We start from the raw sequence: 17,252 nt of genomic DNA, 5'->3' as shown, positions 1-17,252 counted from the left end.
CCACCATCTGGAACAGCTCCAGCGGAGTGTCGTTTCGCCCGAGCATCGCTCTACGCAGAAGAGGAGTTCACCAGTAGATTCGCTCCCTCAATCTACCGCTTCACACCCTGAGGCGCAGCGTTTTTCAACAGACTTCTAGTGCTCGCCGAGGCTCTTGTCCTTGTCCTCGGCGGGACGGCGGTCGTACATGCTCTCGTCGTCGGTCCGCTTGTGCTGGTCGTCGTTGCTCACCTTGTCGCGCCCGTGGGCGTTCGCGGGCAGCACCGGCACCTCGTTGGGCCCCGCGGCCGAGCCCTGCACCGGCGCGCCGGCCGAATTCTCGTCGGTGTGCGGCGGGTGCATCTGCGAGTGCGCGGCGTCGCCCACCTCGCGGCGGGGGCCGGGCGTGCCCGCGTGGCCGGTCACGCGCCCACCCCGTCCCGCCCCGCGTCGGTGTTGCCGCGGGCCTCGCGGGCGCGCTCCTCGCCCTCCACCTCGGAGGTGCCGGCGTTCGCGTACTTGCTGGGCGCGGGGTGCCGGCCCGGCGCGGGGATCCCGCCCTGCTCCTCCTCGCTGGCCGAGCGGGCGTACTGCTGCTTGTCCAGCTCGATGGTGTCGTCCAGGCTGGAGCCGCCGTGGCCCTTCTGGGGGAGGTTCTTGTAGTCGGTGGCGCCCGCCTCGCGCGGGTCGATGTTGTACTGGTCAGGCCGCTTGCCGCCCATGGTCGTCCCTCCGTTTGAGTCCCTGCGGGCACACCCCGCATGCCCTTGCGGCTCTTCACGATCCGTGCCCGGGCCGGGAGCGGCGCCCTCCACATCGCATCCGCCTCTCCGCGCCGGCTCGCCGGCCGGAGCGGGGACCACGCATCTGCCGTCAGGCCCCGCCGGACGCTACGCCTCGGCCTCGGCCGGCCCGGACGAACCGTCGTGCGCTCCATCCCCCGTGCTCGGCGGAACGAGCAGGAGGACGCGGAGGTCGATGAGGGCGTGGACGATCATCGGCACCCACAGCGCGCCGGCGGCGATGAACAGGGCGGACATCACGAGCGCCAGCACGGTCGTCCCGAGCAGGCCCTGCCAGCCCTGGTAGCCGTGGTCGATGCCGAAGACGAGCGCCGCCGCGACGACCGCGCCCGCCACCGTCAGCCCGAACGGGAGTGACTGCATGTAGCGGATGAGGAAGCCGCGGTAGATGATCTCCTCGCACACGCCGACGGTGATGGCGACGCAGGCGAACCACAGCCGCTCCTCGCGGGTGCGCGGGAGGAAGAAGGCGATCTTCTCCAGCCCCGGCACCGCTGGCGAGCCACCCTTGCGCCCGCGCAGCGAGATCAGCACCGGAAGGCCGGCGCCGATGAGCAGGCCCACCAGCACCGGCAGCACCATCCGGGTGTTCACCTCCACGCCGAGCAGCTTGCCGGCCGCGGGGGGCGTGAACAGCCGGGACAGCGGCATGGTCGCGAGCAGGAGCGCGGTCGCGGCGAGCTGCCAGGCGATCGTCTGCCGGTACGCGCGCACGCGGTCGCGCGGATCGGTCGAGGCTTTGAGGCGGCGCGTCTCGTGCCAGTCCCACAGGGGGAACAGGACGATCAGGAAGAGGACGAAGGCGTGGTGCAGGAGGCGGATCACGAGCATTCCCGTAGATGAGATGAGGCGCGCGGCCGAGTGGCCACGCGCCTCAATCTATCTGCCCAAGAACGTTCCGCGAAGCTCTGGTAGGGAGCCGGCATCGTCCGCCGCGGGCTCGCATCTACATCATCTGCACCGCGTGCATCTCATCGTTGCCCGCCGGCCGTCATCATTCGAGACGGTGGTGCATCGGGCCGCTCCGAACCGACCGCGTGCGTCAGGTGGAGATGTAGGTGAAGCCGTGCTCCTGCGCGCGACCCACGGCGATCACCATCGCCGGGACGACGATCACGCCGGGGAGAAGGCCGGCGCGCAGGTCGGCCTGGACGGTCTCGATGGGGATGTCGGTCTTGCTGGAGAGCTGCGTGGCGAACGCGTGCAGCGAGTTCTCGCAGACCAGGAAGACCGTGCCGCGCCGCTGGAGCCCTTCGATCGCCATCTCGGCCGAGAGCATCTCGCCGTCGCCGCCCGCGCGCCACGTGTTGCGGACGCTGGGCTGCTGGGTGCGCGGGTCGTTGACCTTGGCCATCGCTCCCAGCGCGTACTTGGCCCACACGCCGTCGCCCAGCAGGTACATGGTGGTGCCGCCCTGCGCCGCGAGCACCGCGTTCACCTCGCGCTCGGGCACGGCGTACGCGCGCGCGTAGCCCTGCAGGTACGCGTGCATGGCCGCCAGCGCGCGGGCGTCGCGCGCGTTGTCCGCGTGGAAGATCTGCTTGTGCTTCCCGTGCAGCGCCTGGATCCAGGCATCCACCTCGTCTCCCGGCACGCGGACGGCGCGGGTCGATGCGGACGCGGTGCCGGGGAGCCCGAGCGCCACCGCGAGCGACGAGAGGCGCAGCAGGAAGCCGCGGCGGGCGAGCGGCCGGACGGCGGGGTCGGTCATGGGCATGGCCTCGGGATAGGTGTCGGGAGATGCGGATCGGCGGCGGTCCGTCTCGTACTCCGCGACCTTGCTGGAGGTTCGCGGGATGCGGCCGAAGATTCGGGAGATGCGGCGCGGCGCACCACTTGGCGGGTGAACCCGCGGCTACCGGTAGACGAAGCCGACCTGTGCCGGTTGCTGCCGGAAGTGGGATTCGCGTGGGAAGATCATCGCGCACGCACCCGTTCGCGAGGGCGCTCGCCGCGCACCTCAGCGATTCGGCAGATGCGATGCTGCCGATCGGTCGAGGGGCGGAACGTCAGCGCTTCGTCGTGCGGGTGTGGCGCGGGTCGTAGACGGCGTCCGGCGGGACGGCGCCGGCGGGGTAGTCGCGCGCCCAGCCCGCGAACTTCGGGCGCGGCTGGGAGTTGATGTACGCGGCGACCTGCTGGGCCTGCTCGTCGCTGAGGGTGCCGCCGCGGCCCAGCGGCATCGCGCGGCGGACATATCCGGCGAGCGTGTAGATGCGCGCCGCGCCCGCGCCGTCGTTCCACGAACGCGGGCCCCACAGCGGCCCCGGCTTGGCGACCCGGAGGTCCACACCCTGCCCGTCCGCCCCGTGGCAGGCGACGCACTGCTGCCCGTAGAGCGCTCTCCCTACCGCCGTATCCAGCCGCTCGACCGGAATCTGCGCCGCCTTGGGGATCGCGTTCGCGCCTCTCCACGCCGGGCTGCGGCCGACGGGCTGGCCGGCAGAGAGCCAGGTGAGATACGCGGAGATGGCCATCATCTCGCGGCTGTCCATGGCCGGCGCGGTGCCGTTCAGGCTGCGCTGGAAGCAGTCCGCGATTCGGTCCTGGAGGCTGATGAGCCGCCCGGAACGCGCGCGGTACTGCGGGAACGTCGCCGCGACGCCCACCAGCGGCAGCGCGCCTTCCTTCTGGCCGCCGTTGAGGTGGCAGTTCTCGCACGTGAGCCCGTTGCCCGCGAACCGCGCCGCCTCCGCCCGCGTGTTCCGGAAGATGCGGAGGCCGAGCCGCACCTGCTCGGCCTCATGCGCATCCGCAGGGAGCGAGTCGTGCGCGGGGTCGCGCACGAGCGTCGCGATCCGGTCCAGCCCCGCGCTGGCCGGGACGAGCGGCGCGGCCTGCTTCGCATCTCCCGAATCCGCTTTTGCCGCAGGCACGGCCTTCCTCTCCGCATCGGACGAGCAGGCGGCGAGGGTCAGAGCGAGCAGCGCGGCGGTGCGGCGGAGATAAGGTCGGGACACGTTTCGGAGAGTTGGGAGGCGGCGGGCGGTTGAAACCGCGGCAACGACTGCGCAAAGTCCCCCTGCGGGGACTAACGGCAACGGCGGCCAGGCTGGGAATCTAACGCGAAGAGACGGCTGCGGCGCGGCTCGAGCGGAGGCGGACGGCGGCGCATCCGCTGTGGCGGAAGTGGTTTGCTGCGTGGCGGGGTGCCGGGGGCGACCGTGCGGGGCTATCTTCCCGCGCTTCGGACGCCGCGCTCGGGGAGCTCGCGTCGCGCACCGCCACCCTGCCCGGCCGGCTGCATGAACTGGATCGGATCCGCTCGCCTCTCGCTGCTCGCCTGCGCGCTCATCGCCGGGCCCGGCCGGCCCGCCCACAAGCACCCACCCGCGCATCGTCCGCCCAGCGCACGCCCCGCGAAAGCCGCGCATCTGCCGCCAGCCGTTCATCTTGCGACGGCGTCGGATCCGCGCGCCGCGCATCTCTCGCCGGCCGTGCATCTCCCGCTGGCTGTCCATCGCACGACAGCGGGAGATCCGCCGCACAACGCGCATCTCCCGTCCGCCGCTCCCGCGGCTGCGGCAAGGAGCGTGTCGCCCGGGTTCGACGTGAAGCACTACCCGGGCACGGCGGTGATGCGTGCGTGGAAGCGGGAGTCGCCGTACCAGTGGGTGGGCTACTACCTGCCGTCGCCGTGCCACCGCGGGACGTCGTGGTCCGGCAAGCGCGGCACGCTGGAGCGGATGGGCTGGGGGATGGGCATCCTGTACGTGGGCCAGCAGGGCTGGGACCACCGCTCGCGGGCGCAGGACGCGCGGGCCCGCTACTGCTCGCGCCGCTTCCTCACCGCCGCGCGGGGCGCGTCCGACGCGCGCGACGCCATCCGCAAGGCCGCTTCGGAGGGGTTCGACGAGGGCAGCATCGTGTACCTGAACGTGGAGCCCACCCGCACCCAGCGCGCGAAGCTGGAGGTGTACTACGCCGCCTGGATTCGCGAGATGCTGCGCGACGGCCGCTATGTGCCCGGCACCTACAGCGCCCGCCGTGGCGCCGCGGGCCTGCACGACATCGCCACGGCGGCGTACCGGCGCGCGGGCCGCAAGGGCAGCCCGCCGTTCTGGATCAGCGGCGAGCGCGGGTTCACGCTGAACGGGCGGCCCGCGACCTCGGCCGCACCCGCGCGCGTCTGGCAGGGCAACCTGAACCGCGCGCGCACCTGGGGCGGCCACCGCGTCGTCATCGACGAGGACGTCGCGACCACGCGAAACCCCTCCACGCTGTAGGGGGCGCGACAGGCGCAGGCGATAGAGTGTCGCTCGGCGATGGTCTCCAAGCCCGCGCCAGCATCGCCGGGCGTATAAAACACCCGGCTTTGGACTGCGGTCGTCCTGGCGGACGAGGCATCCTCGCTGCCGCGAGGGTGGCGCGTTGCCGATGCGTCGGCACGAAACCACGCGTTTCTGCTGTTCCCCACCCTTCTCCATCCTCACCACACGCGCAGCGCTCAAGCTGATCCCGCCCCCACTGATCTCCCAACGCGTGTCAGCCCATCGGCGCGCGTGGACCCTCGTCCGAAGGACGACCGCAGTTCCCAGCCGGGCGTTTCATACGCCCGGCTGAACGCCCGGCATCCCCATCTTTTCCACTCGTCCCCCTCATTCCCCAGCACCTTCAAAACGACCGCCCGAGCCGCAGGTATAGCTGCGGGTTGGGGCGCTGGCGCGCGCCGGTGTCGAAGTCGTCGACGCGGCTCAGGGGGAAGGCGACGCCGCCGCGAAGGGTGATGCCGCCGGCGAAGAAGATGTCGGCGTCCGCACCCAGCTCGGCGCCCAGGGAGTAGATGGGGCGCGCCGTGCGGCCGTACGTGGGCAGCGTGGAGTCGCACTCGGCCACGCACCACGCGGTGCCCGCATCGGCGAAGGCGGTGCCCCACAGGCGGTCGAGGAATGCCGGGATCATCCGGTAGCCGCGCTCCACCAGGGCGATGGGATAGCGGTACTCGGCGGTGGCGCTCACCGCGCGGTCGCCGCGCTGGGCGCCCTCGGGGTACCCGCGCACCGGGTACTGGAGCGACTTGCCCAGATCGAAGCCCGTGCCGATGGGCAGCCCCGTGCCCAGCCCGCCCGTGCCGCCCACCGACAGCAGCGGGCTGCGCGACCCGATGTCGCCGCCGCCGGCCACGCGCAGCGCCAGCACGTGCCGCGCGAAGCCGCCCAGCGCCAGCGGCCGGAACGCCTCGCCGCGGCCGGTGAGGCGCAGGTAGCCTGTCGGCTCCGGCTGGTCCGCGAAGGGCGACGTGAAGCGTCGCGCCTGGGCCGTCAGCGCGCCCAGCATCCCGTTCTCCGGGCTGATGGAGTACGCGTAGCTGCGCACCGAGCTGTACCCGGTGGTCACCACGCCGCCCACGTCGTACGGCACGGTGTGGAGGGTGAGCGCCTGCGTGGTGGGATCGTCCGGATGCTCCCACGCGCGGTGCAGGCGGCGCAGGTTGGCGCCCGCGCTCAGCCACGTGTACGAGCGGTAGCGCGGCCGCGCGAAGGTCGCCGTGGCGGACACCGACCGCTCCCGCTCCAGCAGCGCGCTCTGGATAGTGGTGTCGCCCGACGTGAGCACGCCGGGGCCGACCAGGACGGTCCAGTCCTGGAACGCCGAGAGCGAGAGCGTGGGGTTGCCCAGGCCGGAGTAGACGTAGACGGCGTCCGCGTCCGTCCGCCCGCCGCGGGGGCGGACGAGGAAGTCGGCGGCGTAGGCGTGGCGGCTCACGACGTCGTTGCCCGCCGTCGCCGCCCCGATCCCAACGCCCAGCGTGGACTCGCTGGAGACGTACGGCGACCAGCTCGCAGGCTTCAGCGACGGCCACGGCGAGTAGCGGTGCGGCGTGCCCGCGGCGGGCACGCTGGCCGGGCGCGGCACGTCCGGCCGCACGCTGTCCGCGTACTCCGGGCGGACGGGAGATGCGGCGCGCCATGAGGACGGGTCGAACGGCATGCGGGCGATGTGGAACCCGTCCGCGTGGTAGGCGGCGAAGGCGATCCACCGGCCGTCCGGCGACACGTCCGGCTCGAACGCGCCGGTGAGGACGTTGGTGACCTGCCGGAGCTCGCCCGCCTGGAGATCGTACGCGTAGAGGTTGCTGATGCCGCTGTGGTCCGACGAGAAGAGGACATACCGCCCGTCTGGCGACCACGCGGGATTGTTGTCCACCGCGCGGTCGTGCGTCACCTCGCGGACCACGCGCCCGGCGGTGTCGAGGACGACGATGTCGAGATAGGCGCCCGGCCGCCAGCGCGTGGCGGCGATGCGCGACCCGTCCGGCGACCAGCGCGGGTAGGCCCAGTGCTCGTTCAGCGTGGCGGGCACGAGCGGCCGCACATCTCCCGTGGCGAGGTCCACCGTCACCAGCTCCGTCGTACCGTCGCCGCTGTGGATGGCGACGGCGCGGCGCCCGTCCGGCGACACGTCCGGCTCGGCCACGCGCGCGCCACGGGTGATGCGACGTACGTCACCATCGACGCCGACGCGGTAGAGGTCGGAGAAGTAGCGGTAGCGGTCGCGCGCCTCCAGCTCCGCCGTCACAAGCGAACGGCCGCCGGGCGCCCACGCCATGGCGTCCAGGCTGTTGCGCGGCGCGAGGGCGCGGTCGCCGCCGCCTGCGCCGAGCAGACGCGTTGCGCTCTGGCTGCGGCCGGTGTTGGCGGCGTAGGCAATGGTGGCGCCGTCTGGCGAGAACCGCGGAAAGTCGGCGTACTGGCCGGCGCGCGTGAGCACCTCGGCGTCGGTGAGGCCGGCGCGGCGGAGCGAGTCGGCCAGCGGCGCGTACCTCTGCCGGAGCTCGGCCTGCCATTGGCTCCACGCGGTGGTGAACGACACGCCGAACGTCCGGCGCGCGGCGTTGTCCAGCAGGTACGGCACCAGCGTGCGGCCGGTGCGGCGCATGAAGTCGTTCACCTTCTCCGGCCCGTACCGCTCGGACAGCCACTCCACGAAGAGCGAGCCGTACACGTAGCGCCCGGACGGTCCCGGCCAGCTCGTGGGGTTGCCCGTCGCACGGTCGATGGAGAAGAAGCGGTCCTCCAGCACCGCGGTGCGCACCTCCATCTCGTGCGTGGTGCCTTCCACGCGGCCGGCGCGGGTGAGGCGCGACTCGTTGTACGTCGCGAGCCCCTCCGTCACCCAGCCGGGATTGTACAGGTTGGGGAAGCCGTACGGCACCCGCCCGAAAACGCGGCGGATGGCGGTGAACGGCCCGCGCGCGTAGTCCAGGTGGAAGATGTGCGTGAGCTCGTGCGAGATGACGAGCTGCATCCACTCGTCGAAGTAGCTGAGCGCGGGATCGTCCACCGGAGGGTGCGCGAAGATGACGATGCGGTTCGTGGGCAGCGGCGTGGCGTAGCCGTTGGAGTAGTCCACGTTGTCGGTGACGACGAGGTCGATGCGCCCCCGCGGCGGGCTCACGGTCGCCTCGGCCAGCTGCTCCCATGCGACCTCGGCGCGCACTGCGGCGCGGGCGGCGAGCGAGTCCAGCCCGCGCGAGTAGTGCACGTGGAAGTGCTTCGTGTCCACCGTCGTCCAGTGCGCGTCCGGCGGCGGCCCCTGCGCACTCGTCCGCGGCGCGGAGGCGAGGAGCAGCGACACGGCCAGCACGGCGCATCGGGAGATGGCGGTCACGCGACCGATCCGCGTCCGAACGGCGGGCCGGAGATGGGGACCGGCCGGGCATCTGTGCATCTTCATCCCAGGTGGTGGGTTCTCGTCCGCCGATCCGCTCCGCATCTCCCGCTCGTCATCGTCCTCATCCGATCCACATCGCCCGATCCACATCGCCGATCCACATCAACCGCCCGATTGTCCGGTCTACATCTCCCGACCCGTCGACTGTCTGCATCCCACGAGCGACATCTCCCAGCCGAATCGAAAGCTCTGCATCTCCCGACGGCCCGCGTAGGTGCTTCGTTCGTCGGAAGATGCGGCGCACCCGAGCGTCATGGCGCGGTGGCGTGGTCGCGGAAGAAGGACTCGATGGCGCGGAAGTGCGCGCGGGCGATGCGCTCCTGGACGGCGGGGTCGCGGAGGGCGTTCTCCTGGCGCGGCACCATGAGGAACATCGTCTCGGTGAGCGTGGAGGGGAACCACGTCGGGCGCACGAGCGCCAGGTCGGCGTGCGCGATGCCCAGGTCGCGCAGCCCCAGCTCCGCCAGCAGCTCGCGCTGGAGCGCGCGGGCCAGGGCGAGCGACTGCGGCGCGTTGTAGAACGCCGTGGTGCCCGCGTTCGTGAACGGGTTCACCCCGTCCGGGAACGCGTTGTTGTGGATGGAGACGAGCAGGTCCACGTTCGAATCCGCCGCCATGAGCGTGCGCGGCTGGAGATCGACCGCGGCGGGCGTGGGCCGCGTCTCCAGCACGCGCGCGCCCGCGTCCCGCAGCATCCGCGCGAGGCGCTGCGCGACGGCCAGGTTCACCTCGGCCTCGGTGAGCCGCGTGGGGCCGATGGCGCCGCCGGGCGGGTGCCCCGCGTCCACGGCGATGTAGCGCCCGCGGAGCGGCTGGCGCGCGTCCACCTCCGGCGCGCGGCGGATGCGGACGACCAGGCTGCCGTCGCGGTCCCAGAACGCCCGCCATCCCCACGGCGCCCGCGCCAGGCCGAGCGTCACCGTGAAGCGGTCCGTGGCCGGCTGCGCCCACTCCATCCGCCGAACCATGGTGTCCTGCGGGCCGTACTGCATCCAGTTGGTCCGCGTGCGCGCGCCGTACACCTCCACGCGCAGCGACGCGTCGTCCGCGTCCACGCGGAAGGGCACGCGGGCGGACGTGGCGAGGCGCAGATCCACCCAGCCGGGCTGCGGATCGAGACGCACCGTCTCCACCGTCGCGTCGGGCGGCGGCGTGCCGGCGGGGAGCAGCCGAACGTCCTTCGCGTCCACCCACACGTCCAGGTCCTGCGCGAGGCGGACGCGGTACGCGCCGTCGCGCTCGCCGGTGAGCGTGAGCCGCGTGCCGTTGGGCAGGAACCAGTGGTACGGCGTGCCCGAGCCCGGCATCGACCGGCCGAAGACGACGCTGTCGGACCGCGAGCCGGCGGCGACGCCCGCGCGCACCTCGCCGCGCTCCAACACGTCCAGGTTCAGGTCGAGCGGGGCCGTGTACCGCCGCGGCCCGGCCCACATCTCCACCGTCGCGCTCATGATGCGTGCGTCGCGGGCGGGATCGACGGGAACGAGCGTAGGCGCGGGCAGGGTGCGATCCGCCGCGGCGATCATCTGCTCGGTCGCGGGGAAGCTGCCCACGTATTCGGTGAAGGCCACGGGCGGGGCGCGGTCGCGCATGAAGCCTTCGGGCCGCTCGGTAGATGTCTGCTCCGCGAGGGGGATGCGCCGCCCGTCCGCGAACACGAGCGCCACCTGCGCGCCGGCCGAGCCGCGGACGCGCACCGTGATCCGCTCTCCCGCCGCCACCGTCATCGCGCCGCGCGGGCTCACGCCGCCGGGAGCGATGCCCTCGCCCGTCCACGCGGCGGCGGGGAGGCGCACGTGGCGCACGGCGGATGCGCGCTGGCCGTTCGCCTCGGCCTCCACGCGGTACGCGCCGTCGCGCGGCACGGGCACGAAGGCGAGGAACGCGCCGTTCGGCGCCACCTCCACCGGCACGCCGCCTATGGTGAGCCGCGCATCTCCCGTCCCCACGCTGCCGAACACGAAGTTGCTGTCGCTCGCCGTCAGCGCGTCGCCCTCCGCCGGGTAGACGACGTCGATGGCGAGCGGCCCGCGCCGCGGCTGGATGGGCGGAAGCATCTCGCCACGCGGCCTCGCCGGCGCACCTGCGGACGGCTGAGGCGCGCCCGGCGCGGGCTGGCGCGCGGGAGACGCGCACGCCCCGAGCGCGGCGAGGCAGAGGACGGCGCGGACCTGTCGCTGCATGCGTGGCTGGAGACGGAGACGCGGGTAGGATCGTGCGTTTGCGGACGGGTTGAGACTAACGCGGCGAGAGCGGTCGCGCGAGGCTGCGGGCGGCGTGACGCTGGATGTTCACGGCCAGGCAGACGGAAGATGCGGACGAGGATGTCCGGACCTGCATCCGATCCATCCACCTCCAGCCGCTGTCCGATCCGTTCCGTGCCGCCGGCCCTCCGATGCGCCGCCAGGAGCGCAGACGAACGGGGCCGCTCCCGGAAGGAGAGCGGCCCCGCAGGTTCGCTGGACGTCCTTCGCTATCGGATCGCGACTCATACGGAATCCGGGTAGATCGGCTTGCCTTCACGGAGTCTCGCCGAAGCGATTCGGACCATCGGTAGCAGCCCACGACGGTGGGCTTCGTGCCGTCGTAGCCCGCGGCTTTAGCCGCCAGGGCGATGCCGGCTGCACCGATTCTCCCGGATTTCGTATCAGACGCTGTCGCAGGTCGCGGCGCGGTCCGAGTAGCCGAGCTCCGTGGTGCAGAACCCGCTCGTTCCATTCCCGGCGGCGGGCTCGACGCCCGGCAAGGGAGCCCCGAACGGATCGGAGCCGGGCTCGAACGTGGTGACCCGCAGACTTTCGAGGTCGAGGCGCATCTGTCCATCCTCCGTATGTCGTTGGCAGCACTCGGTGTCCGCGAAGGAGACACCGGGAGGTGACAGTATGCGCCGTAGCTTCACACGGAACAAGGTTCTACGCGCGTGAGCCGGAGCCCTCGCCCCCGCTCGTGCCTCGCCGCCCCCACTCCCAAGACTGCCTGGGAGAGGGGGCGGTCTTTCACGACGCTGGGAGGATTGTGCCTTCGGTGGCGGACGGATCGACATCGTGGCGTCTCCGCATCGGCCAGCAGTTCCTGGGCGTGACGGTGCATGCGGGTGGGAGGCGCGGTTCGCGCAGCCCCTCGGTGAAACGTGTGTTCTACGAAACACCCCGGGGCGTGGAGGAACGGAGCGTGCGGTGAATCACACGGCCCTTTGGCGCCGACGCGAACCATTCCACACGAAGCCGCACCCGTGCATCTCCAGCAGCTCATCACGCATGCCGACGCGCTCGTCTGGGAGGCCGACGCCGAGCGGCACCGCACCGCATGGGTGAGCCCGAATGCGCCGCGCCTGCTGGGGTATCCGGCGGAGGAGTGGCTCAGGCCGGGGTTCTGGGAGAGCGTGGTTCACCCCGACGACCTCGCCCCGGTGCGCGACATCCTCTCGCGGGCCGGGCAGGAGCCGGGCGGGCTCGCCGCCGATTATCGCGTCAGGGCCGCCGACGGGCGCACGGTGTGGCTGCACGACGTGGTGAGCGCCGCGAGGGCGGACGGGGCACCCGCCACCCTCCGCGGGGTGGCGGTGGACGTCACCGCGCTGAAGGAGCGCGAGGAGGCGGCACGCGAGGGCGAAGCCTTCTACCGGCTGCTCACGGAGCGCTCGAGCGACTTCATCCGGCTGCACGACACCGAAGGGCACAGCGTCTACGCCAGCCCGTCGGTGCTCGACCTCTACGGGCGCATTCCCACCACCCTCTTCGAGTTCGCCCACCCCGACGACCTGGAGCGCGGCCAGTGCTGGCTGAAGCGAGTGCTGGCCGGCGCGGACGAGCGCCTGACGTGGCGGGTGCACGACCGCGAGGGTCTGTGGCGGTGGATCGAGACGCGGGCCTCGATCATCGACTACCACGGCGGTGCGCACGTGCTCACCGTGTGCCGCGACGCGACCGAGCGCCACCGCGCCGAGGAGGAGCGCGGCGCCCGCCTCCGGCTGCTGGAGAGCATGGACCGGGTGAACCGCGCCATCCAGGGCGCCGCCGACCTGGAGGGGATGGTGCGCGACGTCCTCGATGCCTCCGTGTCGATCTTCGGCACCGACCGGGCGGGGCTGCTCTATCCGTGCGACCCCGACGCGGCCGCATGGTCGATCACCGTAGACCGCGCGCGGGCGCCGCTCCACGAGCTGGGCGACCGCGAGATCCCGGCCGGGACGGACCCCGGGATGGCGGACATGCTCCGGACCGTGCGGGAGGCCGGCGACGTGCCGGTGCAGTTCGGCGCGCCCGGCGCACGGCCGCTGCCCGCCGCGTCGATCGCGCTGGGCAGCCGGTCCAAGCTGGCGATGGCCGTGTACCCCCGGACCGAGCAGCCCTACCTCTTCTGGCTTAGCCAGGCGTCGCACCCGCGCGCCTGGACGGCCCTGGACGAGGAGATCTTCCAGCAGGTGGGCCGCCGGCTGGGCGACGCCGTCACCTCGCTCCGCACCCTGCGCGAGCTGGCCGACAGCGAGGCCCGCCTCGAGGAGGCCGAGCGCATCGCCCACGTGGGCTACTGGGACAACGACCTGGAAGCCGACCGCATCTCCTGGTCCGACGAGACCTACCGCATCCTGGGCCTCCGTCCGGGCGAGACGGCGCCGACGATGGCCGACTTCCGCCTGCGCATTCACCCGGACGACCGCGAGATCCAGGCACGCGCCACCGCCCGGGCACAGGAGGGCGACGGCCACTACGACGTGGAGTACCGGGTGGTCCGGCCCGACGGCGACGTGCGCACCATCCACAGCATCGGCGAGGTGATCCGCGACCCCGCTGGGCGCCCCCGCCGCGCGTTCGGGGTGATGCAGGACCTTACCGACCGCAAGCGGAGCAGCGAGGCGCTGGCCCTTTTCCGCACGCTCATCGACCACACCAACGACACCGTAGAGGTGGTGGACCCCCAGACCGGGCGCTTCCTGGACGTGAACCGGCAGGCGTGCGTCGCCCACGGGTACACCCGCGACGAGTACCTGGAGCTGCACCTGGGCGACATCGACCCGCGGCTGGCCGGCAGTGCGTGGAGGCCGGTGGTGGACGAGATCCGGCGCACGGGGTCGCGCGTGTTCGAGAGCCTGCACCGGCGCAAGGACGGCTCCGAGTTCCCGGTGGAGGTGAACGTCACCTTCGTGCGCCTGGACCGCGACTACCTGCTGGCGGTCGTGCGCGACATCACCGAGCGCGAGCGCGCCAACCGCGCCGTGGTCGAGAGCCACAGCCTGCTCAACGCCGTGGTGGAAGGGACCTCCGACGCGGTGTTCGTGAAGGACCTGCAGGGCCGTTACCTGATGATCAACTCGGCCGGGGCGCGGGCGCTGGGCCGCACCGTGGCGGAGGTGATCGGGAAGAGCGACCGGGAGCTGTTCGTGCCCGACGCCGCGCGCGCCGCGATGCAGCACGACGAGGAGGTGCTGGCCTCGGGCGAGTCGCAGACGTTCGAGGAGACGGTGACCGCGGGCGGCACGAAGCGCTCGTACGTGGCCTCGAAGGGCGTGTACCGCGACGCCGAGGGACGGGTGAGCGGCCTGGTGGGGATCTCCAGCGACGTGACCGAGCTGAAGGCGCTGGAGGAGCAGTTCCGCCAGGCGCAGAAGATGGAGGCGGTGGGCCGGCTCGCGGGCGGCGTGGCACACGACTTCAACAACCTGCTCACGGTCATCAACAGCTACAGCCAGATGGTGCTCGACGGCCTGCGCCCCGAGCACCCGGACCGCGAGCTGCTCGCCGAGATCCGGCAGGCGGGCGAACGCGCCGCCACCCTCACGCGCCAGCTGCTGGCCTTCAGCCGCAAGCAGGTGCTGCAGCCGCGGGTGGTGAACCTGAACGGCCTGCTCCGCGACCTGCTGCGGCTGCTGCGCCGGCTGATCGGCGAGGACGTAGAGGTCGCGCTGGTCACGGGCGCCTCGCCGGGGCTGGCCGAGATCGACCCGGGGCAGTTCGAGCAGGCGATCATCAACCTCGCGGTCAACGCGCGCGACGCCATGCCGGACGGGGGCCGCCTCACCATCGAGACCCGCGACGTCGTGGTGGACGGCGGCGACGCCGCCCACGGGCCGGGCGTTCCGCCGGGCCGTTACGTGGGCGTCTGCGTGAGCGACACCGGCATCGGGATGGACGAGCCGACACAGGCGCAGATCTTCGAGCCGTTCTTCACCACCAAGGAGGTGGGCGCGGGAACGGGCCTGGGCCTCGCGATGGTCTACGGCTTCCTGAAGCAGTCGGACGGCCACGTGGAGGTGAGCAGCGAGCTGGGCCGCGGCACCACCTTCACCATCTACCTGCCGCGCGCCGACATGCCGCCACCCCAGCCCAGGCCGTCCACGGACCGGGCCCGCGTTCCGGACGGCGCCGAGACGGTGCTGCTGGTGGAGGACGAAGACGCGGTGCGGAGGCTGGCGGCCCGCGTGCTCCGGTCGCGCGGCTACACGCTGCTGGAGGCACGCGACGGCGAGGAGGCGGAGCGGATCGCGAGGGAGCACCCCGAGGCGATCGACATCGTGGTCACCGACCTGGTGATGCCGCGAATGAGCGGCCGCCAGCTCGCAGGCGTGCTGGAGCGCGTCCGCCCGCGGCTCCGGTTCCTGTTCATGTCCGGCTACACGGACGAGGCGGTGATGCGCCAGGGCGTCCACGAGTCCGCCGTCGACTTCCTCCAGAAGCCGTTCAGCCCCGAGGAGCTGGCGCGCAAGGTCCGCGAGGTGCTGGACGGTTAGACGGCCCGCCGTTCGTACGCTCGCGGGGGGCGCACGCAGGGGGAGGGCGGCGGGCCCTCTCCCCTGCTCGTTCCTCGCTGCCCCCTCTCCCAAAACCGCCTGGGAGAGGGGGCGGTCTTTCGGCGGCCGGGGCGATGGTGCGGTTCGGTGATGGACGGGGGAACGGCCTGGGACTTCGCGTCTCCAGGCCATTCGTCGTCTTTCGCTACATCAACGGTCCGACATCTACCGTCGAATCACCTCCGCGGCGGGCGCAGCGCATCTTCCGGATCGTCTTCGAAGCCGTCCGGGCCGCCGCCTTCCACCTCGCCGGAGTGCTCGGCGGAGAGGACCGGGGCCTCGCGGTTCCAGGGCGCGATGAAGGGCAGCAGCAGCAGCGCCGGGATGCTGGCGGCCAGCGCGATCATGAAGAAGCTGGGCCAGCCCACGCGCTCGGCCAGCGAGCCGGCCGGGGCGACCACCCACACGCGGCTCACGGCCATGAGGCTGGAGAGCAGCGCGTACTGCGTGGCCGAGAAGCGCTTGCTGCATATGCTCATCAGGAACGCCGTGAACACCGCCGTCACCAGGCCGTACACGATGTTCTCGGCCAGCACGGCCACGATCATCAGCGTCTCGCTGCGGCCGGCGTGCGCCAGCCAGTAGTAGCCCAGCTGCGACAGGCCCTGCGCCACGCCGGCGATCCACAGCGAGCGGTTGATGCCCATCTTCCCCACCAGCGCCCCGCCTAGCAGCGACCCGCCGATGGTGGCGAAGAGGCCCACGCCGCCCACCACCGTGCCCACCTGCGTCTGCGAGAAGCCGATCTTGAGCAGGAAGGGCGTGGAGAGGCCCACGGCCAGGTTGTCGGACAGCTTGTAGAGCACGATGAACAGCAGCGCCGCGATTCCGCGCAGCAGCCCGGCGCGCTCGAAGAAGTCGCGGAACGGCAGCACCACCGCGTCGGCCAGCGTCTGCGGCGGGCGGGCGCGCAGCACCGGCTCCGGGGCCAGCAGCGTGGCCGCCACGCCGACGAGCATCAGCAGCGCCATCAGCACGTACACCGCCTGCCAGCTCATCCGGTCCGCCAGGATGAACGCCAGCGAGCCGGTGAGCAGCATGGCGATCCGGTAGCCCAGCACCCAGATGGACGCCGCCGCGCCCGTCTCGCGCTCCTCCGCCACGTCGGTGCGGTACGCGTCGCCCACCACGTCCTGCGACGCGCTGAAGAAGGCGATGAGCACCGCGTTGATCGCCAGCACCTGCAAGCCCGTGCGCGGGTCGTGCAGCGCCATCGCGGCCGTCGCGACCAGCACGGCCACCTGGGTGATGACCAGCCAGCCGCGGCGGCGCCCCAGGAACGGGGGGACGTAGCGGTCCATGAGCGGCGCCCACAGGAACTTGAGCGTCGCGGGCGTGCCCACCAGGCTGAACGCGGTGATGGTGGAGAGCTTCACGCCCTCCACGGTCATCCACGCCTGGAGCATCTTGTCGGTGAAGTACAGCGGGAGGCCGGACGAGAAGCCGAGCACCAGCAGCACGGCCATCTTGGGCTGGCCGAACACGCGCAGCAGCGAGGGAGACCGCTTGTCGCTCAAGGGAGCGCCTCCGTCCCGGGGTTGGACCGCATGCGAACTCCGGCGCCCCGCCGAGCAAGAACGGCACCAAGCCTACGAATCCGCGTACGTTCCGGGAGATGCGCCCGGAAGTTCCCCGGCGACGGCGGGCATCTCAAGCCGTAGACAACGGCGAAAGGGGGATGCTGATGCGCAGCAGGAACGGAGGATATTCGCGCGAGAGTTCGACGCAGGCGGGCGGCTGGTCGATGGCGGACGTCCGCATCTACCAACCCGATCAGGAGTGCGACCCGCCGCAGATATACTCGTTTGCGGTTCTCGCCAGCACATCTGCACTTCCGCCGACATGAGGACGGAGATAGAGCGCAGCTTTGGATCCGAGGCTAACCGGCGCAGTCCAGCGGGGGGAGGGATTCGGTCTCGCCGAGTACGCGGATCATGCGGGCGCGGACGCGGTCGACCAGCGCGTCGGACCCGCTGCCGCGGATGCCCTCGGTGGGAATGGGGTCGGTG

11 protein-coding genes are annotated in these 17,252 nt (G+C 72.0%); 2 read left to right on the top strand and 9 right to left on the bottom strand.

Annotated features, from left to right (window positions below):
- Positions 1 to 135: 135 nt before the first annotated feature.
- The 5 genes from VFE05_19835 to VFE05_19815 form a co-directional block, all read right to left on the bottom strand.
- Complete coding sequence (locus VFE05_19835; protein ID HET6232336.1) at positions 136 to 405, bottom strand: hypothetical protein; 270 nt, start codon at positions 403 to 405, stop codon at positions 136 to 138.
- Positions 402 to 701: a hypothetical protein gene (locus VFE05_19830; GenBank protein ID HET6232335.1), complete on the bottom strand. Its 300-nt coding sequence runs from the start codon at positions 699 to 701 to the stop codon at positions 402 to 404. Before VFE05_19830 ends, VFE05_19835 begins: the two co-directional genes overlap by 4 nt.
- A gap of 168 nt (positions 702 to 869) precedes the next feature.
- A complete protein-coding gene (locus tag VFE05_19825; GenBank protein ID HET6232334.1) occupies positions 870 to 1,607 on the bottom strand; it encodes a CPBP family intramembrane glutamic endopeptidase in 738 nt (245 codons plus the stop codon).
- A gap of 217 nt (positions 1,608 to 1,824) precedes the next feature.
- Positions 1,825 to 2,493, bottom strand: coding sequence for a hypothetical protein (locus VFE05_19820; GenBank protein ID HET6232333.1), 669 nt, complete (start codon positions 2,491 to 2,493; stop codon positions 1,825 to 1,827).
- Positions 2,494 to 2,791: 298 nt separating this feature from the next.
- A complete protein-coding gene (locus tag VFE05_19815; GenBank protein ID HET6232332.1) occupies positions 2,792 to 3,742 on the bottom strand; it encodes a c-type cytochrome in 951 nt (316 codons plus the stop codon).
- Positions 3,743 to 4,315: 573 nt separating this feature from the next.
- Between VFE05_19815 and VFE05_19810 the strand changes: the two genes are divergently transcribed.
- Entirely contained in the window at positions 4,316 to 5,008 is a 693-nt protein-coding gene (locus tag VFE05_19810; GenBank protein HET6232331.1) for a glycoside hydrolase domain-containing protein, read from the top strand.
- Between the two features lie 388 nt (positions 5,009 to 5,396).
- On the opposite strand, the gene VFE05_19805 is transcribed toward VFE05_19810, so the two are convergent.
- From VFE05_19805 to VFE05_19795, 3 genes are all read right to left on the bottom strand, one after another.
- Complete coding sequence (locus tag VFE05_19805) at positions 5,397 to 8,393, bottom strand: hypothetical protein (GenBank protein ID HET6232330.1); 2,997 nt, start codon at positions 8,391 to 8,393, stop codon at positions 5,397 to 5,399.
- A 314-nt stretch (positions 8,394 to 8,707) separates the two neighbouring features.
- The gene (locus tag VFE05_19800) at positions 8,708 to 10,639 is read right to left on the bottom strand and encodes an N-acetylmuramoyl-L-alanine amidase (protein ID HET6232329.1); all 1,932 of its coding nucleotides are present in this window, start codon (positions 10,637 to 10,639) and stop codon (positions 8,708 to 8,710) included.
- Positions 10,640 to 11,103: 464 nt separating this feature from the next.
- A complete protein-coding gene (locus VFE05_19795; GenBank protein HET6232328.1) occupies positions 11,104 to 11,271 on the bottom strand; it encodes a hypothetical protein in 168 nt (55 codons plus the stop codon).
- A 417-nt stretch (positions 11,272 to 11,688) separates the two neighbouring features.
- Here VFE05_19795 and VFE05_19790 point away from each other — a divergent pair, with 417 nt between their 5' ends.
- Positions 11,689 to 15,183, top strand: coding sequence for a PAS domain S-box protein (locus tag VFE05_19790; GenBank protein ID HET6232327.1), 3,495 nt, complete (start codon positions 11,689 to 11,691; stop codon positions 15,181 to 15,183).
- 236 nt (positions 15,184 to 15,419) lie between these two features.
- On the opposite strand, the gene VFE05_19785 is transcribed toward VFE05_19790, so the two are convergent.
- Positions 15,420 to 16,760, bottom strand: a complete 1,341-nt coding sequence (locus VFE05_19785) for an AmpG family muropeptide MFS transporter (protein HET6232326.1) — start codon at positions 16,758 to 16,760, stop codon at positions 15,420 to 15,422.
- Positions 16,761 to 17,252 lie beyond the last annotated feature (492 nt).

This window comes from Longimicrobiaceae bacterium (assembly GCA_035696245.1).
Lineage (GTDB): Bacteria > Gemmatimonadota > Gemmatimonadetes > Longimicrobiales > Longimicrobiaceae > DASRQW01.
Note: the sequence above shows the minus strand (reverse complement) of the source record. Positions and strands in the feature narration are given on the sequence as shown.